Here is a 24,186-nt window from a genome sequence, read left to right on the forward strand (position 1 = left end):
TGGACCGGCAGGGGCGGCCAGTCGGGGGTCTGGTCCTGGGTGCGGGCGGTGTAGGCGCGGGTGAGGTCGGCGGCCAGCGGGCCCAGCGACCAGCCATCACCCGCGATGTGATGCACGACCAGCAGCAGCACGTACTCCTGCGCCGACAGCTCGAACAGGTCGGCGCGCAGCGGGGGTTCGCTCGCCAGGTCGAACGGGTACCGCGCCGCAGCCGTCAGGGCGTCCTGCAGGTCGGCCTCGGTCGTCGGGGTGACGGTGAGGCGCGGTACGGCGGCCTCCGGGGCCAGCACCTGCTGACAGGGCACGCCCTCGGCCTCCGGGAACACCGTGCGCAGACTCTCGTGCCGGGCCACCACGTCCGCGAGGGCCGCCCGGAGCGCATCATGGTCCAGCCGGCCGGACAGCCGGACGACGAGCGGGATGTTGTACGTCGCGCTCGACCCCTCCATCCGATGGAGGAACCAGAGCCGCCGCTGGGCCGAGGAGAGCGGAAGGACCGCTGGACGCTCCCGTACCGTGACCGCCGGCCGAGCGGGCGCGGCGGTGTCCAGAAGGGCCGCGACCGCGGCCGGAGTGGGGCCCTCGAACAGCGCGCGCAGCTCCAGCTCGACCCCGAACGCGGCCCTGACCTGGGCGATCAGCCGGGTGGCCAGCAGGGAATGGCCGCCAAGGTCGAAGAAGTCGTCGTCGACACCGACCCGGGGCAGCCCGAGGACCTCGGCGAACAGGTCGCACACGATCTGCTCCTGTGGGGTCCGCGCCTCCCGCCCCGACACCGGCACCGCCAAGTCCGGCTCCGGCAGCGCCGCCGTGTCCAGCTTGCCGTTGGCGGTGAGCGGCATGCGGTCGAGCAGTACGACGGCGGCCGGCACCATGTAGTCGGGCAGCCGGTCCCGCGCGAACGCCCTGAGTTCCTCGGCCCGGAGCGTCCCCCGCGCCACCGCATAGGCCACCAGACGGGCGTCATCGGACTGCCCGTGGCGGACCACCACCGTCGCCTCGGCCACACCCGGATGACCGGTCAACACCGCCTCGATCTCGCCGGGTTCGATGCGGAAGCCGCGGATCTTGACCTGGTGGTCGGCGCGACCGATGAACTCCAGTTCGCCGTCGGTGTTCCGGCGCACCAGGTCGCCGGTGCGGTACATGCGTCCGCCGGGTTCGGGGGCGTAGGGGTCGGCGACGAACCGCTCGGCGGTCAGTCCCGGCCGGCCCAGATATCCGCGGGCCACGCCCGCCCCGGCCACGTACAGCTCGCCCACCACCCCCGGCGCCACCAGTTGCAGCCCGCCGTCCAGTACGTAGGTGCGCAGGTCGGGGATGCCGACGCCGATCGCACTGGCCGCCGACTCGGTGGCCCGCTCGCAGGTCAGCGGCTGGTACGTCACATGCACCGTGGTCTCGGTGATGCCGTACATGTTGACCAGCACGGGTGCGTCGTCGGCGTGACGCCGGTACCAGTCGGCGAGCCGGGACGGCTGCAGCGCCTCACCGCCGAACACCACGGTGCGCAAGGCAAGCCGGCGCTGCCCGCAGGCGTCCGCATCGGCCTGGGCCAACTGGTGAAAGGCCGACGGCGTCTGGTTGAGAACGGTGACGCCTTCCTCTTCCAGCAACTCCAGGAACGCGCCGGGCGTCCGGCTGACCTCATAGGACACCACAACCAGCCGGCCGCCGTGCAGCAGCGCTCCCCACAGCTCCCACACGGAGAAGTCGAAGGCGTACGAGTGGAACAGCGTCCACACGTCGTCCGGGCCGAAGCCGAACCACTTCCGGGTGGCGTCGAACAGCCGCACCACGTTCCGGTGCGTGTTGACGACGCCTTTGGGTTGTCCGGTGGAGCCGGAGGTGTAGATGACGTAGGCGGGGTGGTGGGGGTTGAGGTGGGGGGTGGGGTTGTGGGTGGGTTGGTTGCTGAGGTCGAGGGTGTCGAGGAGGAGGGTGGTTGTGGGGTGGGGGGTGGCGAGGTGGGTGGTGGTGAGGAGGAGGGTGGGTTGGGCGTCGGTGACCATGTGGGTGAGGCGGGTGGGTGGGTAGTGGGGGTCGAGGGGGAGGTAGGCGGCGCCTGTTTTGAGGGTGGCGAGGATGGCGACGACGAGGTCGGTGGAGCGGGGCAGGGCGAGGGCGACGATGTGTTCGGGGCCGATGCCGTGGGTGGTGAGGTGGTGGGCGAGTCGGTTGGCGCGCTCGTTGAGTTCCCGGTAGGTGGTCGAGGTCGGGCCGCAGGTGACGGCGATGGTGTCGGGGTGGGCGGCGGCCTGTGCTTCGAACAGGCCGGGCAGGGTGGCCTGGGTCGTTCGGAGGGTGTCGTCGGGCAGGGCGAGCAGGGCGGCCCGTTCCTCGTCGGTGAGCAGATCGATCCGGCCGATCGGCAGGGAGATCTCCGCCGTCGTGAGGGCGCGCAGCACCGTGAGCAGACGCCGATGGTGAGCGGCCAGTTCGTCGTCGCCGCAGAGCTCGGGGTGGGCGTTGAGGTCGATCGTCGGGCAGCTGCCGTTCCGGCGGTCCCACACGGCGAGTGTGAGGTCACCGACCAGGCCGGAGGAGAGGTTGTGCGCGGTGGTCGGCAGGCCGTCGAAGGTCACCGCGTAGTCGAAGGACATGACGTTGACGACGGGGGCGTACCAAGTTCCCACGCTGCCCGGCAGATCGAGGTCGCGCTGGAGGTCCTCGGCCCGGTAGCGCTGGTGGCCGCCCAGTTCGAGCACCCGCTCCCCGATGCCGTCCAAGAGCTCGCGGAGCGTCATGTCGGGTCGGAGCGAGAGCCTGAGCGGAAGGACGTTGGCGGCCGTGCCGGGCGTCCGGCGCTGGACCTGCTCCAGGCGGGCCGTCACCGGCAGACCGAGCACCACGGTCTCGGCGCCGGTCATCCGGTGCAGGTGGACGGCCGTGGCGGCGATGACCAGGTGTGACCACGGCACCCGTGCCCGGCGGGCCGCCGCGCGCAGGGCGTCCCGCTCGGCGGGGGACAGGCCGGCGGTGTGCCGGAGGTAGCGCTCCGGCGTCGTGGACGGGCGGCCGACCAGCCCCGTCGGCGCGGGGCGGTCGGCGAAACGCTCGGTCCAGTAAGCCCGGTCCCGGGTGAATTGTTCCGACTCGCGGTACCGCTGGTCGGTGGCCACCAGGTCGGACAGCGAGCCGAACGGACTGGGTCCCACCGGACGGTCCTGCGCGAGCGCGGTGTAGACGTCGGCGACCCGGCGTGTGATCAGCAGCGAGCCGAAGGCGTCCATCACGGCGTGGTGATAGCCCTGGTACCAGTAGAAGCGATCGGGGCTCAGCCGTAGGAGCGCGTACTCGAACAGCCGGTCCTCGGCGAGGTCCATCGGCCTGGCGACCGCGGCCTCCAGCCAGTCGCGGGCGGCCTGTTCGGGGTCCAGCTCCCCACTGAGATCGACCAGCGCGGGTGACCAGTCGCCGAGTTCGTGGACGACCTGCCGGACCTCGCCGCGTTCCTCGGTGAAGCGGACGTGCAGGGCCTCGGCCTCCGCGACGACCCGCAGCAGGGCCTGCTCGAACAGCACCGGGTCCACCCGTCCGTGGATCTCCAGGTATTCACCCACCCGGAAAACCCGGTTCGCCTCCTCCAGTCGCTGCTCGGCGATCCAGATTTCCCGTTGGGCGGCCGTGAGGGGCAGCGTGGTGCCGGCGCTGACGGACAAGTCTCCACCTCCGAAATTTCCCCCGCGCGGATGGCCGGAGAGACAGAAGACAGGAATGAAAAGCTTGTAATGACCCGGAGAAAGGTGTCGGGAATGCGACCGGGTGGCAAAGGAACGGTGGCCGTCGAATGGTCGGAGTGACGCGTGCCACCGTACGTCTCGGAATCGGGCATAACTGCCCGGAAGCGCAACCGAGGTCAACCTAACCCGGGAGCTGTGGGGGGTCAAGGAGATCAATGGGCTATGCCACACGCATGTCCCGATCGCGTTCGTCCGTGTCCTGTCCACACCCCGCCCGTGTCCCGCCGGCGGGACAACGCGCCCGCCGAACACGGCCCGAAGGTCGACTGGCGCGGCCGCCCACGGCACGCCACTGCGGCGAACGATGCAGGCAGCGGCCTCGTCCACGCCCGGTGCGAGACCCGGCCGGCTCCCGCGCGGGCGCGGCGTGGGCAGCTCGTCGCCCGGGAGCGATCACCCCGCGCGCGGGGCGGGCCGGCCTCGGTGCCGCGCTTACCCGGGGCGGGCCGTATTGATCGCCGGGGCGCTTGCCCGACGTTTCACGGCAGTGTTAGTTTCGCCCTCACCGAATGCCGCATGAACATTTCGCGGACCTGTTTTGCAAAAGGAAGCGTGTATGGCGAATGCGTGGTGGGGAAGCCATCTGCTGAGCCGGGGCGCGGATGACGACCTGTGGGCGATTTCCAGCGCGCCGGTCACCCGGGGGCAGTTACGTACGGCGGTCGCCGATCTGGGGCGGCGTTTTCGGGAACAGGGGATTACGGAGGGCAGCTCGGTTCTACTGCGCATGAAGCCGAGTTTCACCTATCTTTATGTGCTGCTCGCGCTGTGGAGCCGTGGCGCGCAGGTCGTCCTGGTCGACTTCCGGCTGAGACCGGCCGAGTACGAGCCGCTGGTGGACCTGGTGCGCCCGCAGTACGTCGTCGCCGCGGCCGGTGCCGACGGGCCGGTGGCCGGATTCCGGCAGGAGTCCGCGTTCACCGTCCAGCGGCTGCCGCGGGGCCGGGCGGCCGTCGACGGTGTCCGCCTGGTGCAGTTCAGCTCGGGCTCGACGGGCCTGCCCAAGGTGATCGGCCGGCCCGCCGGCTCCGTACTGGCCGAACTCGACCGGCACGCCGCACTCCCCGGCATCCCCGGCCCCGGCGACCGCGTGCTGTTGCTGAACTCGGTCATGCACAACATGGGTCTGGTCAGCGGTGTGCTGCACGCCCTCGCGGCCGCGGCGACCCTGATCGTCCCGCCGACGCTGCGCCCCGCCGAGCTGGTGCGGCTCATGGCCCGCACGGAGGCGACCGCCGTGTACGGCACGCCCGTCCACTACGACCTGCTCACCCGGCTCGCCGGCCGGCCCGAACTGCCCGCGCTGCGACTCGCGGTGTCCGGCGGCGAACGGCTGCCGCAGGAGACGTACGACGCGTTCCGGGCGCAGTTCGGCGTGCCGGTCAGCCCGGTCTACGGCCTGACGGAGATCGGGCTGCTCGCGGGCGACCTGACCGGGACCTGCGCGCCCCCGCGGCTCGGACCGCCGGTGCCGGGCGCCGAGGTGAAGGTCGTCGATGACGAGCTGTACGTCCGGATGGACCGTTCGCCCTATCTGTACGGCGCGCACGCAGACCGCTTCACGGACGGCTGGCTGCGCACCTACGACCGGGTCCACCAGGACCCGGCGACCGGAGTCCTGAGCCTGCTCGGCCGGGCGGACTCGCTGGTCGTCGTCGGCGGACTCAAGGTCGACCTCACCGAGGTCGAGACCGTCCTGCTCGGCCATCCCCGGGTGCACGAGGCCGTGGTGACCCACGGGCAGGTCATCGAGGCGTACGTGGGCGCCGACCAGGCGCTCACCGCGGGCGAACTCACCGCCTGGTGCCGGGAGCGGCTGAGTCCGGTCAAGATCCCCAAGCGGTTCTCCGTGCTGCGGCAACTGCCGCGGAACTCCATGGGAAAGCTGGTCCGCGACCGCGCGCTCCTGCGCGGGGGCGGCACGCCGGAATCGTCGTCGCAGGCACAGGGGGAACGTTGATCACGAAGGACGACATCAGGGCGATCCTGAGCGAGAGCGCGGGATTCGGACCGCCCGAGGAGCTGCCGGACGACGCCGAACTGGTGATCGACTCGCTCACGCTGGTCGTCCTCCAGCACGGGCTGGAGGAGCGGCACGGCGTGGTGATCGACCCGCAGTTCGCGGACATGGCGCTGTTCACCTCCGTCGCCGGCATCCACACCTATGTCACGCGGGTGCTCGAAGAGCACTGACCAGCAGGACCCGTCCCATCGGTTCGACCCTTCTGACCAGGGAGCAGGCATGACCAACCCCTTCGAGAACCCCGACGGCACCTTCCTCGTGCTCGTCAACGACGAGGGCCAGCACTCGCTGTGGCCCGCGTTCGCCGAAGTGCCGGCCGGCTGGACGGTCGCGCTGGCCGAGACCGACCGCCGGACGTGCCTCGCCTACGTCGAGGAGCACTGGACCGACATGCGCCCGCTGAGCCTCGTACGCCGATAGGAGAACGCGATGGACGACGCCGCTTTCGGTCAGCTGCTGCTGCGGGAGGAGGATCTCGAGGAGTCGTTCTTCGGCGAGGAGCCGAGCGCCGCCTACGACCCGGTCTTCGTCTCCGGCGACGAGTCGGGGCGGATCATCGTCGACCTGACGAACATGCTCACCCACGGCACCCACCCCGAGACGACGCACCACGCCTCCGCCCTGTTCACCAACATCGTGGGGTCCGTGGTCTTCCACCACGTCGCGCAGTTCGGCAACGACGCCTGCCGGCAGGTGTACCAGGAGTTCTCCGACGCGGTGCGCGACTGCGCGCGGTACCGGATGGAGCTGAACGACGGCGTGCAGCTCGACATCACCCGGGTGGGCCTGGAGCCGGTCGAGCTGGGAGACGGGGGTTTCCTGGCGCGCTGGTCGTCCACCGTCGACCACTTCCGCATCGAGACCTCGTGGGTGATCGTCAGGAAGGACGACGTCCTCGTCTTCGTCAACACCCGCATCCCCGACGAGTCGGAGATCCTCCGGCTCGCCCGCGTCGCCGTCGCCCGTGTCGCCGAACTCAGCGGCACGTCATGACGTCCACGGCATCCCTCGTCGACTACGCGGCCGCGCTGGAGTCGGTCGACTCCTGGCTGACCGAGTACATATCCGCGAGCCACCCGGAGATCGGCCGCACCGGGCCCATCTGCCCCTTCGTGGCGCCCTCCCGGAAGAACCGGACGCTGGAGGTCCGCCTGCGGCTGGTCGGTCACGCGCCGACCCTCGACCTGGTCGAGGAGATCGCCCGCAGCAGTCTGCGCGAGTACGAGAGGACGACCTGGCAGGGCAGGAACCCCATGCTGCAGGCCATGGTGGTCGTCCTGCCGGACCTGCGCGGCGAGGACACGGGACTGCTCGACCAGGCCCAGGCACGGGTGAAGGACGACTTCGTGGCGCGGGGACTGATGATCGGCCAGTTCCACGAGAACTGCGAGGTGACCGCGGCACGCAACCCCCGCTTCGCGGTGAGCCGGGCACCGGTGCCCGTCCTCGCGATCCGGGCCATCGCCCTGCACGACATCTTCTTCCTGTCCGACCGGCCGCACTGGTTCCGCAAGTACCAGGAGAAGTTCGGCAAGTTCTTCGGCCCGGACTCCACGGTGATGGACCCGCTCCTGACGGAGCGCTACCGCGAGAGCGAACAGGCCTACGGCCCCTGAAGCCCCTATGCTTCTCTGCCGGAGGCAGAGTGGCGCCCGATGGGGGTTGACCATGGAACGTGAGGCGGGCGAGCCGTGGGGCCTGGGAAGATGCTGAGAGAGGTCACAGCGACCCGCTATGTCGAACCCCTGCGATCCGGTGGCTCCGTGCCCGGGATCGTCGAGGCCGACGATCTCGGCATGTACGTCGTCAAGTTCACCGGCTCGGCCCAGGGGCACAAGGCACTGGTCGCCGAGGTGATCGTGGGGGAGCTGGCCCGGGCGCTCGGGCTGCGCTTCCCCGAGCTGGTCCTCGTGCACTTCGACCCGGTCATCGCCGACGACGAGCCGCACCAGGAGGTCCGGGAGCTGCACGGCGCGAGCGCGGGCGTGAACCTCGGCATGGACTATCTGCCGGGCGCCGCCGACTTCACCCCGCGGCTCGCGCAGGCCTTCCCGGTGGATCCCCTGGAGGCCGGCCGGATCGTCTGGCTCGACGCGCTGACCGCCAACGTCGACCGTACGGTCCACAGCTCCAACCTCATGGTCTGGCCGACGTCGGGCACCGCGCTCCCGCGCCTGTGGCTCATCGACCACGGCGCCGCCCTCGTCTTCCACCACCGCTGGGACACCACGACCCCGGGCAAGAAGTACGACTTCCGGCACCACGCCCTCGGCCACTGCGCGCCCGACGTCCGGGCCGCCGACGCCGAGCTGGCTCCCCGGGTGACCGAGGAGCTGCTGCGGACGGTCGTCGGCCAGGTGCCGGACGCCTGGCTCGCCGAGGACGCGGGATTCGCCACCCCGGACGACGTGCGCGCCGCCTACGTCGACTACCTCCTCGCCCGGGTCCGGCTCTCCGCCGAGTGGCTGCCCACCGACTTCCCGAGCCGCGAGGAACTGGCCGCCGAGGAGGCCGCCCGCGCGGCGAAGAGCAGGCAGGGACGCCCCGACTGGCTCAAGCGCGTCCCCGACCTGCACGGCAAGCCGGCGGCGGAACAGGACTGGTCCGTGCACCTGGGCTGAGGCACCCGTCGGCCGTCCGCCGGCGCTCAGCCCCTGAGCTGCTCGTACGCCGGCAGGGTTAGGAAGTCGGCGTAGTCCTCGTCCAGGGACACCGTCAGCAGCAGGTCGTGCGCCTCCTGCCAGTGCCCGGCGGCGAAGGCCTCCTCGCCGAGCTCCTCGCGCAGGGCGGCCAGTTCCTCGGCGGCGACCTTGCGGGCCAGCTCCGGCGTTGCCTTCTCGCCGTTCTCGAACTCCACGCCTGCGTTGATCCACTGCCAGATCTGGGACCGGGAGATCTCCGCGGTGGCCGCGTCCTCCATCAGGTTGAAGATGGCGACCGCGCCCAGCCCGCGCAGCCAGGCCTCGATGTAACGGATGCCGACCTGCACGGCGTTGACGAGCCCGCCGTACGTCGGCTTCGCGTCCAGGGAGTCGATCGCGATCAGGTCGGGCGCCTCGACGTGCACGTCCTCGCGCAGCCGGTCCTTCTGGTTCGGCTTGTCGCCGAGCACCTTGTCGAAGGACTCCATGGCGATCGGCACCAGGTCGGGATGCGCGACCCAGGAGCCGTCGAAACCGTCGTTCGCCTCGCGGTCCTTGTCGGCGCGGACCTTCTCGAAGGCGACCCGGTTGACCTCCGCGTCCCGGCGGGAGGGGATGAACGCCGCCATGCCGCCGATCGCGTGCGCGCCGCGCTTGTGGCAGGTGCGCACCAGGAGTTCGGTGTACGCCCGCATGAACGGGGCCGTCATCGTCACGGCGTTGCGGTCCGGCAGGACGAACCTGGGCCCGCCGTCACGGAAGTTCTTCACGATGGAGAACAGGTAGTCCCAGCGGCCGGCGTTCAGCCCGGAGGCGTGGTCGCGCAGCTCGTAGAGGATCTCCTCCATCTCGTACGCCGCCGTGATCGTCTCGATCAGGACCGTGGCGCGGACGGTGCCCTGCGGGATGCCGACGTAGTCCTGCGCGAAGACGAACACGTCGTTCCACAGGCGCGCCTCGAGGTGCGACTCGGTCTTCGGCAGGTAGAAGTACGGGCCCTTGCCGAGGTCCAGCAGCCGCTGGGCGTTGTGGAAGAAGTACAGGCCGAAGTCCACGAGGGCACCGGGCACCGGGGTGCCGTCGCCGTCGACGAGGTGGCGCTCGTTCAGGTGCCAGCCGCGCGGGCGCATGACGACCGTCGCCAGCTCCTCGTTCGGGCGCAGGGCGTACGACTTGCCCGTGCGCTCGTCGGTGAAGTCGATGTTCCGGGTGTAGGCGTCGATCAGGTTGACCTGGCCCAGGACCACGTTCTCCCAGGTGGGCGCGGAGGCGTCCTCGAAGTCGGCGAGCCAGACCCGGGCGCCCGAGTTGAGGGCGTTGATGGTCATCTTGCGATCGGTGGGGCCGGTGATCTCGACGCGCCGGTCGTTCAGCGCGGCCGGGGCCGGGGCGACCCGCCAGGAGTCGTCCGCGCGGACGGCGGCCGTCTCCGGCAGGAAGTCGAGCGTGGAGGTGCGGGCGATCTCGGCGCGGCGAGCGGCCCGGCGGGCGAGGAGTTCGTCACGGCGCGGGGTGAACCGCCGGTGCAGCTCCGCCACGAAGGCGAGCGCCGCGTCGGTGAGGACCTCCTCCTGCCGGGGCAGGGGCTCGGCGTCGACGATGGCCAGCGGGGACGGCGCTGGTGCGGACATGAGCTGTCACTTCCTTCAGCGGTGGCACCGGGTGCCAAGTGGCACGAACAGGGGCAATCAGCGCCGGCTGTGCGGGCAGGCGCTTCTGATCAGTGGATAGTAGTTTCCTCATCGTGGAACTTCAATGGTTTGTTGATGTCGAGATTCTCTGGGTCGAGGAAAGGTGGCGCAGGGTGCCACGCCGTTCACTCAAGGTGGCCCAGATCGGCCTCGGTGTCGATGTCGTACGGCTCGGCGACGTCCGCGCACTCGATCAGCCGGATCGCCGCCGCGTGGGCGCTCAGATAGCCGCGTGCCCCGCGGTCGCCCGTGGCGGTCGCCGCGATGCCGGCCCAGTGGGCGGCGCCGAACAGCACCGGATGCCCCCGTACGCCGTCGTAGGCGGCCGCCGCCAGCGAGGTCTCGTCCTCGTACGCCCCCAGGACCCGGGTCACCGCCTCGGGGCCGATGCCCGGCTGGTCGACCAGGCTCACGAGGGCCGCGCGCATACCCGTACCGGCGAGCGAACCGAGCCCCGCGCGCAGGGAGGAGCCCATGCCCGCGGCCCACTCGGGGTTGTCGACCAGGACGCAGCCGCCCAGCGCGGCGCGCTCGCGGACGTCGTCCGCCCCGGCACCCAGCACCACATGGATCCGGCCGCATCCGGCCGCCCGCAGCACCCCGGCCGCGTACTCCACCAACGGCCGCCCCCGGTGCTCCAGAAGCGCCTTGGGCCGTCCACCGAGCCTTCTGCCGCCGCCGGCGGCGAGCAGCAGCCCGGCCACCTCCTCGTACCGCTCCCGGTTGTCCGTCATGCGTCCTGCATACCTGACCCGGGCCACGGCGGGGCGGCTCCCTTGGGCTGAATTTCGGTCCGCGCGGTAGCGCTCGGGGACGGCGTGGCGTTTACTGACCCGCGCACGACCGCGTGTGAGGGGGAGGGCTGTGTTGCGGAGCTTGGGGCAGAGGCCGGTGACCGCCAGCGACGAGGACCCGAGAGTGGCGGAACTGCGGACCGCCGTGTCCCGCCTGCGCCGCGAACTGGCCGCCTTACCCGCCGAGTTCCCCGACCGGGGCATAGCCGAGGACGAACTGGCCGCCCTCGCCGCGATGGCCTCCGGCGGCCGCCCCGAGATCCCCCGGCTGCGCGGCTCCCTGCTCCTGATAGCGGGCGCCATCGGCTCGGTGAGCGCGCTGGCCCGCGCCCTGTCGGACGTCAGGCAGGCGGTGGACCTCTTCGGCGAACCACCGAGGATCTGACGTCACGGGCCGCGCCGCCGGGCTCGATGCGCAGCCGGCGCCGTGCGGGCCCGACAGGACCGCGCACCCGCCGGGGTGCCGCGGCCGAACCTCCTCAGGCGCCGGAACTCGCCAGCGCCTGGGACAGTTCGAGGGCGACCTCCTGCAGCACCGGCACGATCCTCTCCGTCGCCGCCTCCGTGACCCGCCCGGCCGGCCCGGAGATGGAGATGGCCGCCGCCGTGGGTGAGTCCGGCACGGACACCGCCAGGCAGCGCACCCCGATCTCCTGCTCGTTGTCGTCGAGGGCGTATCCGATCCGGCGCACCTCCGCCAGCGCGTCCAGGAACCCCTCCGGCGTGGTGATGGTCTTCTCGGTCGCGGCCGGCATGCCCGTACGACCCAGCAGCGCACGCACCTCCTCGTCGGGCACGCTCGCGAGCAGCGCCTTGCCGACCCCGGTGGAGTGCGGCAGCACCCGCCGGCCCACCTCCGTGAACATCCGCATCGAGTGCTTCGACGGCACCTGCGCCACGTACACGATCTCGTCGCCGTCGAGCAGAGCCATGTTCGCCGTCTCGCCGGTCTCCTCGACCAGTCGCGCGAGGTAGGGCCGGGCCCAGGTGCCGAGCAGCCGGGACGCCGACTCGCCGAGCCGGATCAGGCGCGGCCCGAGCGCGTACCGCCGGTTCGGCTGCTGGCGGACGTATCCGCAGGCGACCAGCGTGCGCATCAGCCGGTGGATGGTGGGCAACGGCAGCCCGCTGGTCGCGGACAGCTCGCTCAGGCCGACCTCCCCGCCCGCGTCCGCCATCCGCTCGAGCAGATCGAAGGCGCGCTCCAGGGACTGGACCCCGCCGCCGGCGGAGTTCTTCGCGGAGTCGGTGGTGCTGGCGCTGGACGTCGGCACGGCACGTTCCTTTCGGGGCTGGCGGGGAGGGCAGAAGCCTACCCGGCAGTCTGTCGACCCCCTGATCGTACGTAGATACGTTCTACTTGCTGGAATTCTAATTCCGCTTTGTGGAAACGTCCAGAGTGTCGGCGCGTGCGGCGCTCCCCGGAAGTGTGCCTCTTGACGGCGAGGGGCCGGGAGTGAAGACTCCTTCAACAGAACGTTGAATCCGTTGTGTGGGCATACATCCCGTTTCCTGGAAGAGTCCGGGGCAGAGAGAGGGGTCCGGGTGTCCGAGGCTGAACTGGTGCTGCGCTCGACGCGCGTCATCACCCCGGAGGGGACGCGGGCCGCCACGGTCGCCGTGTCCGCCGGAAAGATCACGGCCGTACTGCCGTACGACGCCGAGGTCCCGGCCACGGCCCGGCTGGAGGACGTCGGCGACCACGTCCTGCTGCCCGGCCTCGTCGACACCCACGTGCACGTCAACGACCCCGGCCGCACCGAGTGGGAGGGCTTCTGGACCGCCACGCGCGCGGCGGCGGCCGGCGGCATCACCACCCTCGTCGACATGCCGCTCAACTCCCTCCCGCCGACCACCACCGTGGCGAACCTCGAGGTGAAGCGGCAGGTCGCCGCCGACAAGGCGCACGTCGACGTCGGCTTCTGGGGCGGCGCCCTGCCCGACAACGTCAAGGACCTGCGCCCGCTGCACGACGCCGGGGTCTTCGGCTTCAAGGCCTTTTTGTCCCCGTCCGGCGTCGACGAGTTCCCGCACCTCGACCGGGACCGGCTAGCCCGCTCCCTGGCCGAGATCGCCGGGTTCGACGGACTGCTGATCGTGCACGCCGAGGACCCGCACCGGCTCGCCGCCGCCCCGCAGCGGGGCGGCCGCAGGTACGCCGACTTCCTCGCCTCCCGGCCGCGCGACGCCGAGGACACGGCCATCGCCCACCTCGTGACGGAGGCCCGGCGCCTCCACGCGCGCGTGCACGTCCTGCACCTGTCCTCCAGTGACGCGCTGCCGCTGATCGCCGCCGCGCGCGCGGAGGGCGTCCGCATCACCGTGGAGACCTGCCCGCACTACCTCACCCTGACCGCCGAGGAAGTGCCGGACGGCGCCAGCGAGTTCAAGTGCTGCCCGCCCATCCGCGAGGCCGCCAACCAGGACCTGCTGTGGCAGGCCCTCGCCGACGGCACCATCGACTGCGTCGTCACCGACCACTCGCCGTCCACGGCCGACCTCAAGACCGACGACTTCGCCACCGCCTGGGGCGGCATCTCCGGCCTCCAGCTCAGCCTGCCGGCCGTGTGGACCGAGGCCCGCAGGCGCGGCCACGGCCTGGAGGACGTCGTGCGCTGGATGTCCACGCGCACGGCCGCCCTGGCGGGCCTGTCCCAGAAGGGGGCCATCGAGGCCGGCCGCGACGCCGACTTCGCCGTCCTCGCTCCCGACGAGACCTTCACCGTCGACCCGGCCGGCCTCCAGCACCGCAACCGGGTCACCGCGTACGCCGGCAAAACCCTGTACGGCGTCGTCAAGTCCACCTGGCTGCGGGGCGAACGCATCGTCGCCGACGGCACCTTCACGGAGCCGAAGGGCACGCTGCTCGAGCGACCCCACCAGCCGGCCGAACCCGATCCCGAAAGGAACCTCTGATCACCGTGACGGCGATACCTGGCTTCACCGGCGACGCGAACCCCTACGGAGGCGGCGACCCGTACGCGGACTACCGCACCGCCGACTTCCCGTTCACCCAGTACGCCAACCTCGCCGACCGGCAGCTCGGCGCCGCCGTCATCGCCGCCAACGACGAGTTCTTCGCCCAGCGGGAGAACCTGCTGGTGCCCGAGCCGGCCGAGTTCGATCCCGAGCACTTCGGGCACAAGGGCAAGATCATGGACGGCTGGGAGACCCGCCGCCGGCGCGGCGCCTCCGCCGAGCAGCCCTGGCCCACGGCCGAGGACCACGACTGGGCGCTGATCCGCCTCGGCGCGCCCGGGGTGATCCGCGGGATCGTGGTCGACACGGCCCACTTCCGCGGCAACTACCCGCAGGCGGTCTCGGTCGAGGGGGCGTCCGTCCCCGGCTCGCCGTCGCCGCAGGAGCTGCTGGGCGACGACGTCAAGTGGACGACACTCGTCCCGCGCACCGCGGTCGGCGGCCACGCCGCCAACGGCTTCGCCGTCCAGGCCGAGCAGCGCTTCACCCACCTGCGCCTCAACCAGCACCCCGACGGGGGCATCGCCCGCCTGCGCGTGTACGGCGAGGTCGTGCCCGACCCGGAGTGGCTGGCGGTCCTCGGCACCTTCGACGTGGTCGCCCTCGAGAACGGCGGCCAGGTGGAGGACGCCTCCGACCTCTTCTACTCCCCGGCCACCAACACCATCCAGCCGGGCCGCTCCCGCAAGATGGACGACGGCTGGGAGACCCGGCGCCGCCGCGACCGGGGCAACGACTGGATCCGCTACCGGCTGGCGGCCCAGGCGCAGATCCGCGCGATCGAGATCGACACCGCCTACCTCAAGGGCAACAGCGCGGGCTGGGCCTCGGTCTCCGTGCGCGACGGCGACGACGGCGACTGGGCGGAGATCCTGCCCCGCACCCGCCTCCAGCCCGACACCAACCACCGCTTCGTCCTGCCGCGGCCGGCCGTCGGCACCCACGCGCGCGTGGACATCTTCCCCGACGGCGGCATCTCCCGCCTCCGGCTCTTCGGCACCCTGACGGACGAGGGGGCCGCCCGCCTCGCGTCCCGCCACCAGGAGCTGGGCGGCTGATCCCGGCGTGCGTCCCACCGGGGGAAGCCCGTGGCCCCGGTGGGAACCTCGGCCTCCGCTCCCGCGTTCACCCCTCGTGACCCTTCAGCAAGAGATCGTCGGCAACGCCATGCAGATGGCGGTCGTCAACCTGAACCCCGGCCAGACCGTGTACTGCGAAGCGGGGAAGTTCCTGTTCAAGACGACGAACGTGACCATGGAGACGCGCCTGTCCGGCCCGTCCGGCAACGGCGACCGGCAGCAGAGCGGCGGCTCGGGCGGCGGCATGGGCGGCATGCTGCGCCAGGCCATGGGGACGGCCATGCAGGTCGGCCAGCGCATGCTGGCCGGCGAGTCCCTGGCGTTCCAGTACTTCACCTCCCAGGGCGGCGAGGGCACGGTCGGCTTCGCGGGCGTGCTGCCCGGTGAGATGCGGGCCCTGGAGCTCGACGGCAGGCGCGCGTGGTTCGCCGAGAAGGACGCCTTCGTGGCCGCCGAGTCCACCGTCGAGTTCGGCATCGCCTTCCAGGGCGGGCGCACCGGGATGAGCGGCGGCGAGGGCTTCATCCTGGAGAAGTTCACCGGCCACGGCACGGTGATCATCGCGGGCGCGGGCAACTTCATCGACCTCAACCCCGCCGACTTCGGCGGCCGCATCGAGGTCGACACCGGCTGTGTCGTCGCCTTCGAGGAGGGCATCCAGTACGGCGTCCAGCGCGTCGGCGGCCTCAACCGCCAGGGGATCATGAACGCCGTCTTCGGCGGCGAGGGCCTGTCCCTGGCCACCCTGGAGGGCAACGGCCGGGTGATCCTGCAGTCCCTCACCATCGAGAGCCTCGCCAACGCCCTGAAGAAGGCCCAGGGCGGCGACAAACAGGGCCCGACGGGCGGACTGTTCTCGACGCACACCGGCTGACCGACGAGTCGCGGGGCCACGCATATGCCTGCACCTGCGCCGATTTAATTCAGAAAGTTGCATTGTTGACCGGTGCCGGGCCGTTCCCGGACGATGGATTCCTGATTTCCTCTTCCGTCACCTGTGGGGAGAAACCAAAGGTGTCCATACTGACGCCGCATTCCGCGCCGGTCCATGTTCCGGAATCTGCTGGGGAATTCACCCCCGGTCAATTCAGAAAGGCGTTCCGCGGTCACCCCGCGGGCGTCGTGGTGATCACGGTGGACGCCGGGGGCGGCCCGGCCGGGTTCACGGCCACCTCGCTCACCTCGCTCTCCCTCGACCCGCCGCTCGTCTCCTTCGCGATCGGCACCACCGCCTCGGCGTGGCCGCACGTGCAAGAGGCCGACAGTGCCGTCGTGCACTTCCTGGGGGCCGACCACGAGCACGTGGCCAGGCGCTTCGCCACCAGCGGCATCGACCGCTTCGCCGCGCCCACCCGCTGGACGAGGCTGCCGGGCGGCGAGCCGGTCCTGCGGGAGGCGGCCGGCTGGCTGCGGCTGCGGATCGTCGAACGCGTACCGGCCGGGGACCACCGCATCGTCATCGGCCGGGTCGAAGAGGCCCGGCTCGACGAGGGCCACCGCCCGCTGCTCTACCACGACGGGACGTATCACTCCGTCTGATGGGAGCCGTCCAATCGCCTCGTCCGACGCGCGTATTGTTCCACCGGGACGTCAATCGGACTTCAGCCGGTCCGCGGTGACGAACAGGGCGAGTGCGAGCACCAAGAGCGTGACGCTCGCTGAGATCTCGTAGCCGTCGAGAAAACCGATCCGCTGCACGAGCCCCACCCGCCAGTGCGTGAACTCGTGCACCAGACCCAGCGCACCTTGCACCAGGGCGAGAAAACCCAGAAGTTCCAGTAGCTGCTTCACGGCACGACTCTCGCCCCGCGACCGCTCACCGCGCATCGGCCGCAGGGCGCGTCCCGTTCGGCCACAAGGCTGAGCTCCCGCCGGCCGGGACCACCGAAAGTCCACGGCGGTGCGACTTTGGTCGGCGATCGCGTACGCGGGGCGGTCGCGGAGGCGGATGCTGCGTACATTGGCCGACCGTGAGCGATGTCGAAACGGTGCGCGTGCCCCAGGAGTTCGCGGGCCGCCGTTGGCTGTTCCCGTCCGCCCTGGTCCACGAGCTGGCCCCGGACGCCGGGGCCACCGGCCGCCGCCCGCGCCGTACCGCGCGCGACTGGGTCGTCGACCTCTCCGGATTCCTGCTCGTCGTCGTCGCCGCCCTGGCGGCCGGGCAGTCCGTACGCGAGGAAGCCGGCCTGCCGCACCCCTTCGCCGTCCTCGACGTGACCCTGGGCGCCCTCGCCTGCGCGGCGGTCTGGCTGCGCCGCCGGTGGCCGGTCGGGCTCGCCGTGGCCATGGTCCCGGTCGGATTCCTGTCGAACACGGCGGGCGGCACGGCGTTGCTCACCCTGTTCACGCTCGCCGTGCACCGGCCCTTCCGGTACGTGGCCTGGATCGGCGGCGTCCAGATCGCGCTGCTCCCGTTCTTCTACTGGCTGCGGCCCGACCCCGATCTGGACTTCCCCGGAGTCGTCGCCTTCTCCGTCCTGCTCACCGTCTCCGTGGTCGGCTGGGGCATGTTCGTCCGCTCCAAGCGGCAGCTCCTGCTGAGCCTGCGCGACCGCGCCCGGCGGGCCGAGACCGAGGCACACCTGCGGGCCGAACAGGCGCAGCGACTGGCCCGCGAGGCCATCGCCCGCGAGATGCACGACGTGCTGGCCCACCGGCTCACCCTGCTCAGCGTGCACGCCGGCGCCCTGGAGTTCCGGCCGGACGCCCCCGGGGAGGAGGTCGCGCGGGCGGCCGGGGTCATCCGGGAGAGCGCCCACGAGGCGCTGCAGGACCTGCGGGAGATCATCGGCGTCCTGCGGGCGGGAGAACCCGACAACGACGCGGCCGGCGGCCGCCCTCAGCCGACGCTGGCCGCGCTGGACGCCCTGGTCGCCGAGTGCCGCCAGGCGGGCATGAAGGTCACCCTCGACCACCGCGTCACCGACCCGGCCGCCGTCCCCGCCTCGGTCGGCCGCACCGCCTACCGCATCGCCCAGGAGGCCCTGACCAACGCCCGCAAGCACGCCCCCGGCACCGAGGTCACCGTCGAGGTCACCGGCACCCCCGGCACCGGCCTGACCCTCGCGGTCCGCAACGCCGCTCCCGCCGGCGACATACCGCCCGTCCCCGGTTCGGGCCAGGGCCTGATCGGCCTGACCGAACGCGCCTCGCTGGCGGGCGGCCGGCTGCGCCACGGGCCGGCGGCGGGCGGCGGGTTCCAGGTGCGGGCCTGGCTGCCGTGGGGCTGAGCCCCGCCGGGCCCGCGACGCCGGACGTTTCCGCGGCGGCAGCCCACCGCGCCGCCGGCGCGTGATTACGTAACGCCATGACTGCGACTCCGATCAGAGTGCTCCTCGTCGACGACGACCCCCTGGTGCGCGCCGGACTGGCGCTGATGATCGGCGGGGCCGGGGACATCGAGATCGTCGGGGAGGCCGGCGACGGCGACGAGGCCGAGAAGGCGGCCGAACGGACCCGGCCGGACGTCGTGCTCATGGACATCCGCATGCCGACGGTGGACGGGCTCACCGCCACCCGGCGGCTGCGGGCCCGCCCCGGCGCCCCGCAGGTCGTGGTGCTCACCACCTTCCACGCCGACGAGCAGGTGCTGCACGCCCTGCGCGCGGGCGCCGCGGGATTCGTCCTCAAGGACACCCCGCCCGCCGAGATCATCGAGGCGGTACGCCGGGTCGCCGACGGGGAACCGGTCCTGTCGCCCGCCGTCACCCGCCAGCTGATGCGGCACGCGGCCGGCACCGCCGCCGACTCCCGGCAGGCACGCGCGCGTGAGCGGCTCGCCGCGCTCAACGACCGGGAGCGGGAGGTCGCCGTCGCCGTCGGCCGGGGCCTCGCCAACGCCCAGATCGCCGCGGAGCTCTTCATGAGCGTGGCCACCGTCAAGACCCATGTCTCCCGCGTCCTCGCCAAGCTCGGCCTCAACAACCGGGTCCAGATAGCCCTGCTCGCCTACGACGCGGGACTTCTGGAGGACGGGCACTAACCGGGCGCGGTACGCGTTGTCCTGGCAACCGGGGAGGACCCGGTGCGCCTCGGGGGAGTCCGGAAGGGGAGCGATGGACGGGCAACGGGTGGTCGATCTGGGGGAGTTCGGGGACGCGTTCCGCCGCGACCCCCATCCGGTGTACGCGCGGCTGCGTGAACGGGGCCCGGTGCACCGGGTCAGAGCGCCGGGAGCGGACGCGGACCAGACGACCTGGCTCGTCGTGGGGTACGAGGAGGCGCGCGCCGCCCTCGCCGACCCCCGGCTGGCCAAGGACAGCACCAAGATCGGCACGACGTTCCTGGACGAGGAGCTGATCGGCAAGTACCTGCTGACCGCGGACCCGCCCCAGCACACCCGCCTGCGCGCCCTGGTCACCCGCGCCTTCACCATGCGCCGGGTGGAGCGACTGCGCCCGCGGATCCAGCGCATCACCGACGACCTGCTGGACGAGATGCTGCCGCGTGGCCGCGCCGACCTCATCGACGCCCTCGCCTACCCGCTGCCCATCACCGTGATCTGCGAACTCCTCGGCGTCCCCGACATGGACCGCGCGGAGTTCCGGAAGATCTCCACCGAGGTCGTGGCACCGACCAGTTCGCAGACGGAGTACGACGCGGTCGTCCGCCTCGCCGACTACCTCACGGAGCTGATCGAGGACAAGCGGTGCGCCGGGCCCACCGACGACCTGCTCAGCGACCTGATCCGCACCACCGCCGAGGACGGCGACCGGCTCTCGCCCGAGGAACTGCGCGGCCTGGCCTACCTGCTGCTCATCGCCGGGCACGAGACGACGGTCAACCTGATCGGCAACGGCGTCCTCGCCCTGCTCACCCACCCGGGCCAGCTCGCGCTGCTGCGCGCCGACATGGGACTGCTGGAGGGCGCCGTCGAGGAGATGCTGCGCTACGAGGGCCCGGTGGAGACCGCGACCTTCCGCTTCGCCGCCGAGCCCATGGAGATCGCCGGTACGGCCATCGCGCGGGGCGAGTCCGTGCTCATCGGTCTCACCGCCGCCCAGCGCGACGACTCCCGCTTCCCCGACCCGCACCGCTTCGACATCCGCCGCGACGCCCGCGGCCACCTCGCCTTCGGCCACGGCATCCACTACTGCCTGGGCGCACCCCTGGCCCGCCTGGAGGGCCGCATCGCGATAGGCAGCCTCCTGGACCGCGCCCCCGCCCTCGCCCTCGACGGCGACCCGGGCGAGTGGCTGCCCGGCCTGCTGATGCGGGGCGTGCGGAGCCTGCCGGTGCGGTGGTGAGAGGGCGCGGGTGCGTGCGGCGGCTCCCGGCGTCGTACGGCGGTTCCCGCTGCCGTGCGCCCCTCCGCTCAGCCGGACGCCGGTTGTTCCCCGTCCGGGATCTCCGCCAGCGTGACCGGGCGGCGCTCCCGGCGGGAGACCTCGCAGGCCTCGGCGATCCGCAGCGCCTGGAGGGCCTCGCGGCCGTCGCAGGGGTTGGCCCGCTCACCGCGCACCACCTGGACGAAGGCGATGAGCTCGGCCTCGTAGGCGGGCCCGAACCGCTCCAGGAAGCCGGTCCACGGCTTGTCCGCGGCCGGCGGCCCGGTCGGCTCGGTGGAGGCGACGGGCGTACGGTCGTCCAGGCCGACCACGACGGTGTCCCGCTCCCCGGCCAGCTCCATGCGGACGTCGTACCCGGCGCCGTTCAGCCGGGCCGCCGTCGCCGTCGCCAGGGTGCCGTCGTCCAGGGTGAGCAGGGCCGCCCCGGTGCCGACGTCCCCGGCCTCGCGGAACATGGCGGGCCCGGCGTCCGACCCGGTCGCGTAGACGTCCGCCACCTCCCGTCCCGTCACCCAGCGCAGCACGTCGAAGTCGTGGATCAGCGTGTCCCGGAACAGCCCGCCCGACACCGGCAGCCACTCCGGCGGGGGAGGGGACTGGTCGCAGGTGGTCGCCCGCACGGTGTGCAGCCGCCCGAGCCGTCCGGAGCGCACGGCCTCCCGGGCGCCCGCGTAGCCGGCGTCGAAGCGCCGCTGGAAACCCATCTGCAGGATCGTTCCGGCCGCTGCCACCTCCGCGAGGGCCAGCAGGGTGCCCGGCAGATCCAGCGCGATCGGCTTCTCGCAGAAGACCGGCAGACCGGAGCGGGCTGCCCGACCGATCAGTTCGGCGTGGGCGGCCGTGGCCGTGGTGATCACGACGGCGTCCACGCCCCAGCGGAAGATCTCGTCCACGCCGGGCGCCGCCGTCTCGCCCAGCCGGTGCGCCAGCTCCTGGGCCCGCGCCGGGTCCGCGTCCGTCAGGATCAGTGACCCGACATCGCGGTGGCGGCTGAGCGTCCTCGCATGAATGGTGCCGATGCGGCCCGTACCGATGACCCCGATGCGCATGAAAACAAAGTGAGGGCGGACCCCGTACGCTGTCAATGCAAATGTCCGGACAACCGGACTACACAACTTCCCGTCAACCTTGCGCGGGGCTACGCTCGGGCCCGTGCCGAAACCAGATGTGGACCCGACCGTGTCACTCGACCTCCGTGTGGACCGCAGTTCCCCGGTGCCCTTGTACTTCCAGCTCTCCCAGCAGCTGGAGGCCGCCATCGAGCATGGCACCCTCACGCCCGGCAGCCTGCTGGGCAACGAGATCGAGCTGGCCGCACGGCTCGGCCTGTCCCGGCCCACCGTCCGCCAGGCCATCCAGTCCCTCGTCGACAAGGGGCTGCTGGTCCGCCGCCGGGGCGTGGGCACGCAGGTCGTGCACAGTCAGGTCAAGCGTCCACTGGAGCTGAGCAGCCTCTACGACGATCTTGAGGCGGCCGGGCAGCGCCCCGCGACCAAGGTGCTGGTCAACACCGTCGTCCCCGCCTCCACCGAGGTCGCCGCCGCGCTCGGGGTCGCCGAGGGCGGAGACGTCCACCGCATCGAGCGGCTGCGCCTCGCGCACGGCGAGCCGATGGCGTACCTGACCAACCACCTGCCGCTCGGCCTGCTCGACCTCGACACCGGGCAGCTGGAGGCCACCGGCCTGTACCGGATGATGCGCTCCGCCGGGATCACCCTGCACAGCGCCCGCCAGTCCATCGGCGCCCGGGCCGCGACCCCCGCCGAGGCCGAGCGGCTCGCCGAGGCCGAGGGTGCCCCGCTGCTCACCATGCAGCGCACCACCTTCGACGACACGGGGCGCGCGGTCGAGTTCGGCGACCACACCTACCGCCCGGCGCGCTACTCCTTCGAGTTCCAGCTCCTCGTGCGCCCCTGAGGCGGCGCGTCACCCGAGCGGCACTCGCTTCTCGTCGTAATGTCCGGACAATATGAGCCCCGGGTGGCACCCACGGGAACCCCCGGCGGCGCGGGGAGCTGTGGGACGTCGCACGCCGCACCCGGCGACGATCGCGTACCGCCCCCCGCTCCGCGCGGTGGCTCCGCGCCCCACCCCCTGCCCCGCACCGCACCAGCCCCCGCGGTGAGGCAGAATCGACCAACGATGAGCACCTACCGCGACCTCACCGCCCCCATCGGCTCCCGCCGGGCCCCCGTGCTCCGCACGGTCGGGACCAGGGAACGCCGCTCGCACCTGACGGCGCCCCGGGTGCCCACGGTGGGCATCGACATCGGCGGCACCAAGGTCATGGCCGGCGTGGTGGACGCGGACGGCAACATCCTGGAGAAGCTCCGCACGGAGACGCCGGACAAGTCCAAGAGCCCCAAGGTCGTCGAGGACACCATCGTCGAACTGGTCCTGGACCTGTCCGACCGGCACGACGTGCACGCGGTCGGCATCGGCGCCGCCGGCTGGGTCGACGCCGACCGCAACCGCGTCCTGTTCGCCCCCCACCTGTCCTGGCGCAACGAGCCGCTCCGCGACCGCATCGCCGCCCGCCTCGCGGTCCCCGTCCTGGTGGACAACGACGCCAACACCGCCGCCTGGGCGGAGTGGCGCTTCGGCGCGGGACGCGGCGAGGACCACCTGGTCATGATCACCCTCGGCACCGGCATCGGCGGCGCCATCCTGGAGGACGGCCAGGTCAAGCGCGGCAAGTACGGCGTCGCGGGTGAGTTCGGCCACATGCAGGTCGTCCCCGGCGGCCACCGCTGCCCGTGCGGCAACCGCGGCTGCTGGGAGCAGTACAGCTCCGGCAACGCCCTCGTCCGCGAGGCGCGCGAGCTGGCCGCGGCCGACTCACCCGTGGCGTACGGGATCATCGAGCACGTCAAGGGCAACATCGGCGACATCACCGGCCCGATGATCACCGAGCTGGCCCGCGAGGGCGACGCGATGTGCGTCGAGCTGCTCCAGGACATCGGCCAGTGGCTCGGCGTCGGCATCGCCAACCTCGCTGCCGCCCTCGACCCGTCCTGCTTCGTGATCGGCGGTGGCGTCAGCGCCGCCGACGACCTGCTCATCGGCCCCGCCCGGGACGCCTTCAAGCGCCACCTCACCGGCCGCGGCTACCGCCCCGAGGCCCGCATCACCCGAGCCCAGCTCGGCCCCGAGGCCGGCATGGTGGGCGCCGCCGACCTGGCCCGGCTGGTCGCCCGGCGGTTCCGGCGGGCCAAGCGGCGCCGGGTGGAGCGCTACGAGCGGTACGAGCGCTACACCCAGGCCCGCCGCGACCGGGACACCGCATGACCGCGTCCCTGCCCCACCAGGCCGCGCCCCCGGACGAGCCGCGCACGCCGGCCGAGGACCCGCGGCACCGCATCAAGCGCCGGGCGATCACCCTGCTGATCATCGGGCTGCTCATCGGCGTGCCCGCCGGCTACCTGGTGATCTCCGCCAACCAGAGCCGCGACAGCGGCAAGGACAAGGAGGCCAAGTACTCGGCGACCGGCCTCAGCCCGGGGTTCCCGTCCAAGGTGCAGCGCCGCCTCTACCAGGTGCCGGTCCCGCACCCCGCCGACCCCATCGCCTACTACGAGACCAACAACTGGAAGACCAGCCGCCTGTACGTGGAGTTCCGCACCAACAGCGCCGGCCTGGACAGCTTCCTGGGCTCCATGGGCGTGCGCCGGGAGTCGCTGAAGAAGGGCGACATCACGATCAGCGCCCGCGACCAGAAGGTCTCCGGCTGGCGCTTCACCGGCCCCGGCGCCTGGTCCGGCCTCACCCACCACCAGAAGAACCCGGCGCCCACCCAGGACGTGGTCGTCAACATGTCCGACCCGAACTTCCCGATGGTGTACGTCGTCTCGCGCACGGTCCCGTAACCGGCGCCCGCACGGCCCCGTGAACCGGCGCCGGCCCGAGATGCGAGCCGGCGCCCGCCGGCCGGGCCCGGGCCGTCGCCG

23 protein-coding genes are annotated in these 24,186 nt (G+C 72.0%); 17 read left to right on the forward strand and 6 right to left on the reverse strand.

Going from position 1 to position 24,186, the window contains the following annotated elements; all coding sequences use genetic code 11:
- Window positions 1–3,662 (reverse strand): amino acid adenylation domain-containing protein (locus tag ACZ404_RS35215; protein ID WP_468447175.1); only part of this gene is annotated, 3,662 nt, incomplete at its 3' end.
- Window positions 3,663–4,299: 637 nt separating this feature from the next.
- On the opposite strand from ACZ404_RS35215, the gene ACZ404_RS35220 reads away from it, so the two are divergent.
- The 6 genes from ACZ404_RS35220 (at window position 4,300) to ACZ404_RS35245 (ending at window position 8,387) form a co-directional block, all read left to right on the forward strand.
- A complete protein-coding gene (locus ACZ404_RS35220; protein WP_468447177.1) occupies window positions 4,300–5,703 on the forward strand; it encodes a class I adenylate-forming enzyme family protein in 1,404 nt (467 codons plus the stop codon).
- Window positions 5,700–5,936: an acyl carrier protein gene (locus ACZ404_RS35225; protein WP_468447179.1), complete on the forward strand. Its 237-nt coding sequence runs from the start codon at window positions 5,700–5,702 to the stop codon at window positions 5,934–5,936. Before ACZ404_RS35220 ends, ACZ404_RS35225 begins: the two co-directional genes overlap by 4 nt.
- Before the next feature lie 49 nt (window positions 5,937–5,985).
- Entirely contained in the window at window positions 5,986–6,186 is a 201-nt protein-coding gene (locus tag ACZ404_RS35230; RefSeq protein ID WP_468447181.1) for an MbtH family protein, read from the forward strand.
- Window positions 6,187–6,195: 9 nt separating this feature from the next.
- The gene (locus ACZ404_RS35235; protein ID WP_468447183.1) at window positions 6,196–6,759 is read left to right on the forward strand and encodes a hypothetical protein; all 564 of its coding nucleotides are present in this window, start codon (window positions 6,196–6,198) and stop codon (window positions 6,757–6,759) included.
- A complete protein-coding gene (locus ACZ404_RS35240) occupies window positions 6,756–7,382 on the forward strand; it encodes a DUF6875 domain-containing protein (protein ID WP_468447185.1) in 627 nt (208 codons plus the stop codon). Before ACZ404_RS35235 ends, ACZ404_RS35240 begins: the two co-directional genes overlap by 4 nt.
- A gap of 90 nt (window positions 7,383–7,472) precedes the next feature.
- Window positions 7,473–8,387, forward strand: a complete 915-nt coding sequence (locus ACZ404_RS35245; protein ID WP_468447187.1) for a HipA family kinase — start codon at window positions 7,473–7,475, stop codon at window positions 8,385–8,387.
- 26 nt (window positions 8,388–8,413) lie between these two features.
- On the opposite strand, the gene aceB is transcribed toward ACZ404_RS35245, so the two are convergent.
- Together aceB and ACZ404_RS35255 are read right to left on the reverse strand one after the other, a co-directional pair.
- Window positions 8,414–10,039: a malate synthase A gene (gene aceB, locus ACZ404_RS35250; RefSeq protein ID WP_468447189.1), complete on the reverse strand. Its 1,626-nt coding sequence runs from the start codon at window positions 10,037–10,039 to the stop codon at window positions 8,414–8,416.
- A gap of 185 nt (window positions 10,040–10,224) precedes the next feature.
- Window positions 10,225–10,833, reverse strand: a complete 609-nt coding sequence (locus ACZ404_RS35255) for a nucleotidyltransferase family protein (RefSeq protein WP_468447191.1) — start codon at window positions 10,831–10,833, stop codon at window positions 10,225–10,227.
- A 130-nt stretch (window positions 10,834–10,963) separates the two neighbouring features.
- Between ACZ404_RS35255 and ACZ404_RS35260 the strand changes: the two genes are divergently transcribed.
- Window positions 10,964–11,278 carry a DUF5955 family protein gene (locus tag ACZ404_RS35260; RefSeq protein ID WP_468447193.1) on the forward strand — a complete coding sequence of 105 codons (315 nt, stop codon included), beginning with the start codon at window positions 10,964–10,966 and terminating at the stop codon, window positions 11,276–11,278.
- A gap of 94 nt (window positions 11,279–11,372) precedes the next feature.
- On the opposite strand, the gene ACZ404_RS35265 is transcribed toward ACZ404_RS35260, so the two are convergent.
- Window positions 11,373–12,167, reverse strand: coding sequence for an IclR family transcriptional regulator (locus ACZ404_RS35265; RefSeq protein WP_468447195.1), 795 nt, complete (start codon window positions 12,165–12,167; stop codon window positions 11,373–11,375).
- Between the two features lie 271 nt (window positions 12,168–12,438).
- On the opposite strand from ACZ404_RS35265, the gene allB reads away from it, so the two are divergent.
- From allB to ACZ404_RS35285, 4 genes are all read left to right on the forward strand, one after another.
- Window positions 12,439–13,809, forward strand: a complete 1,371-nt coding sequence (allB, locus tag ACZ404_RS35270) for an allantoinase AllB (RefSeq protein ID WP_468447197.1) — start codon at window positions 12,439–12,441, stop codon at window positions 13,807–13,809.
- Between the two features lie 5 nt (window positions 13,810–13,814).
- Window positions 13,815–14,930 (forward strand): allantoicase, encoded by a 1,116-nt coding sequence (gene alc, locus ACZ404_RS35275; protein WP_468447199.1) that lies wholly within the window; start codon window positions 13,815–13,817, stop codon window positions 14,928–14,930.
- Window positions 14,931–15,006: 76 nt separating this feature from the next.
- Window positions 15,007–15,825 carry an AIM24 family protein gene (locus ACZ404_RS35280; protein ID WP_468447201.1) on the forward strand — a complete coding sequence of 273 codons (819 nt, stop codon included), beginning with the start codon at window positions 15,007–15,009 and terminating at the stop codon, window positions 15,823–15,825.
- Between the two features lie 140 nt (window positions 15,826–15,965).
- Window positions 15,966–16,490, forward strand: coding sequence for a flavin reductase family protein (locus ACZ404_RS35285; RefSeq protein ID WP_468447203.1), 525 nt, complete (start codon window positions 15,966–15,968; stop codon window positions 16,488–16,490).
- Window positions 16,491–16,541: 51 nt separating this feature from the next.
- On the opposite strand, the gene ACZ404_RS35290 is transcribed toward ACZ404_RS35285, so the two are convergent.
- Entirely contained in the window at window positions 16,542–16,742 is a 201-nt protein-coding gene (locus tag ACZ404_RS35290; protein ID WP_468447205.1) for a hypothetical protein, read from the reverse strand.
- Window positions 16,743–16,921: 179 nt separating this feature from the next.
- On the opposite strand from ACZ404_RS35290, the gene ACZ404_RS35295 reads away from it, so the two are divergent.
- The 3 genes from ACZ404_RS35295 (at window position 16,922) to ACZ404_RS35305 (ending at window position 20,197) form a co-directional block, all read left to right on the forward strand.
- A complete protein-coding gene (locus ACZ404_RS35295; RefSeq protein WP_468447206.1) occupies window positions 16,922–18,181 on the forward strand; it encodes a sensor histidine kinase in 1,260 nt (419 codons plus the stop codon).
- A 77-nt stretch (window positions 18,182–18,258) separates the two neighbouring features.
- Window positions 18,259–18,933 (forward strand): response regulator, encoded by a 675-nt coding sequence (locus ACZ404_RS35300; RefSeq protein ID WP_468447208.1) that lies wholly within the window; start codon window positions 18,259–18,261, stop codon window positions 18,931–18,933.
- Window positions 18,934–19,006: 73 nt separating this feature from the next.
- Window positions 19,007–20,197, forward strand: a complete 1,191-nt coding sequence (locus ACZ404_RS35305; protein WP_468447210.1) for a cytochrome P450 family protein — start codon at window positions 19,007–19,009, stop codon at window positions 20,195–20,197.
- A gap of 68 nt (window positions 20,198–20,265) precedes the next feature.
- Here ACZ404_RS35305 and ACZ404_RS35310 read toward each other — a convergent pair whose 3' ends face one another.
- Window positions 20,266–21,288 (reverse strand): Gfo/Idh/MocA family protein, encoded by a 1,023-nt coding sequence (locus ACZ404_RS35310; RefSeq protein WP_468447212.1) that lies wholly within the window; start codon window positions 21,286–21,288, stop codon window positions 20,266–20,268.
- A gap of 130 nt (window positions 21,289–21,418) precedes the next feature.
- On the opposite strand from ACZ404_RS35310, the gene ACZ404_RS35315 reads away from it, so the two are divergent.
- The 3 genes from ACZ404_RS35315 (at window position 21,419) to ACZ404_RS35325 (ending at window position 24,105) form a co-directional block, all read left to right on the forward strand.
- Complete coding sequence (locus ACZ404_RS35315; protein WP_468447284.1) at window positions 21,419–22,156, forward strand: GntR family transcriptional regulator; 738 nt, start codon at window positions 21,419–21,421, stop codon at window positions 22,154–22,156.
- A 225-nt stretch (window positions 22,157–22,381) separates the two neighbouring features.
- A complete protein-coding gene (locus tag ACZ404_RS35320) occupies window positions 22,382–23,527 on the forward strand; it encodes an ROK family glucokinase (RefSeq protein ID WP_468447214.1) in 1,146 nt (381 codons plus the stop codon).
- On the forward strand, window positions 23,524–24,105 hold the full coding sequence (locus ACZ404_RS35325; protein WP_468447216.1) for a sugar kinase: 582 nt from the start codon (window positions 23,524–23,526) through the stop codon (window positions 24,103–24,105). Before ACZ404_RS35320 ends, ACZ404_RS35325 begins: the two co-directional genes overlap by 4 nt.
- The last annotated feature ends 81 nt before the right edge of the window (window positions 24,106–24,186 follow it).

The sequence above is a fragment of the Streptomyces sp. NPDC030798 genome (genome assembly GCF_055572275.1).

What these genes read in the sequence shown, in the direction of transcription:
- ACZ404_RS35220 (WP_468447177.1), top strand. Translation starts at nt 4,300, where the DNA reads ATGGCGAATGCGTGGTGGGGAAGCCATCTGCTGAGCCGGGGCGCGGAT.
- ACZ404_RS35230 (WP_468447181.1), top strand. Translation starts at nt 5,986, where the DNA reads ATGACCAACCCCTTCGAGAACCCCGACGGCACCTTCCTCGTGCTCGTC.
- ACZ404_RS35235 (WP_468447183.1), top strand. Translation starts at nt 6,196, where the DNA reads ATGGACGACGCCGCTTTCGGTCAGCTGCTGCTGCGGGAGGAGGATCTC.
- ACZ404_RS35240 (WP_468447185.1), top strand. Translation starts at nt 6,756, where the DNA reads ATGACGTCCACGGCATCCCTCGTCGACTACGCGGCCGCGCTGGAGTCG.
- ACZ404_RS35245 (WP_468447187.1), top strand. Translation starts at nt 7,473, where the DNA reads ATGCTGAGAGAGGTCACAGCGACCCGCTATGTCGAACCCCTGCGATCC.
- aceB (WP_468447189.1), bottom strand. Translation starts at nt 10,039, where the DNA reads ATGTCCGCACCAGCGCCGTCCCCGCTGGCCATCGTCGACGCCGAGCCC.
- ACZ404_RS35255 (WP_468447191.1), bottom strand. Translation starts at nt 10,833, where the DNA reads ATGACGGACAACCGGGAGCGGTACGAGGAGGTGGCCGGGCTGCTGCTC.
- ACZ404_RS35300 (WP_468447208.1), top strand. Translation starts at nt 18,259, where the DNA reads ATGACTGCGACTCCGATCAGAGTGCTCCTCGTCGACGACGACCCCCTG.
- ACZ404_RS35305 (WP_468447210.1), top strand. Translation starts at nt 19,007, where the DNA reads ATGGACGGGCAACGGGTGGTCGATCTGGGGGAGTTCGGGGACGCGTTC.
- ACZ404_RS35310 (WP_468447212.1), bottom strand. Translation starts at nt 21,288, where the DNA reads ATGCGCATCGGGGTCATCGGTACGGGCCGCATCGGCACCATTCATGCG.
- ACZ404_RS35320 (WP_468447214.1), top strand. Translation starts at nt 22,382, where the DNA reads ATGAGCACCTACCGCGACCTCACCGCCCCCATCGGCTCCCGCCGGGCC.
- ACZ404_RS35325 (WP_468447216.1), top strand. Translation starts at nt 23,524, where the DNA reads ATGACCGCGTCCCTGCCCCACCAGGCCGCGCCCCCGGACGAGCCGCGC.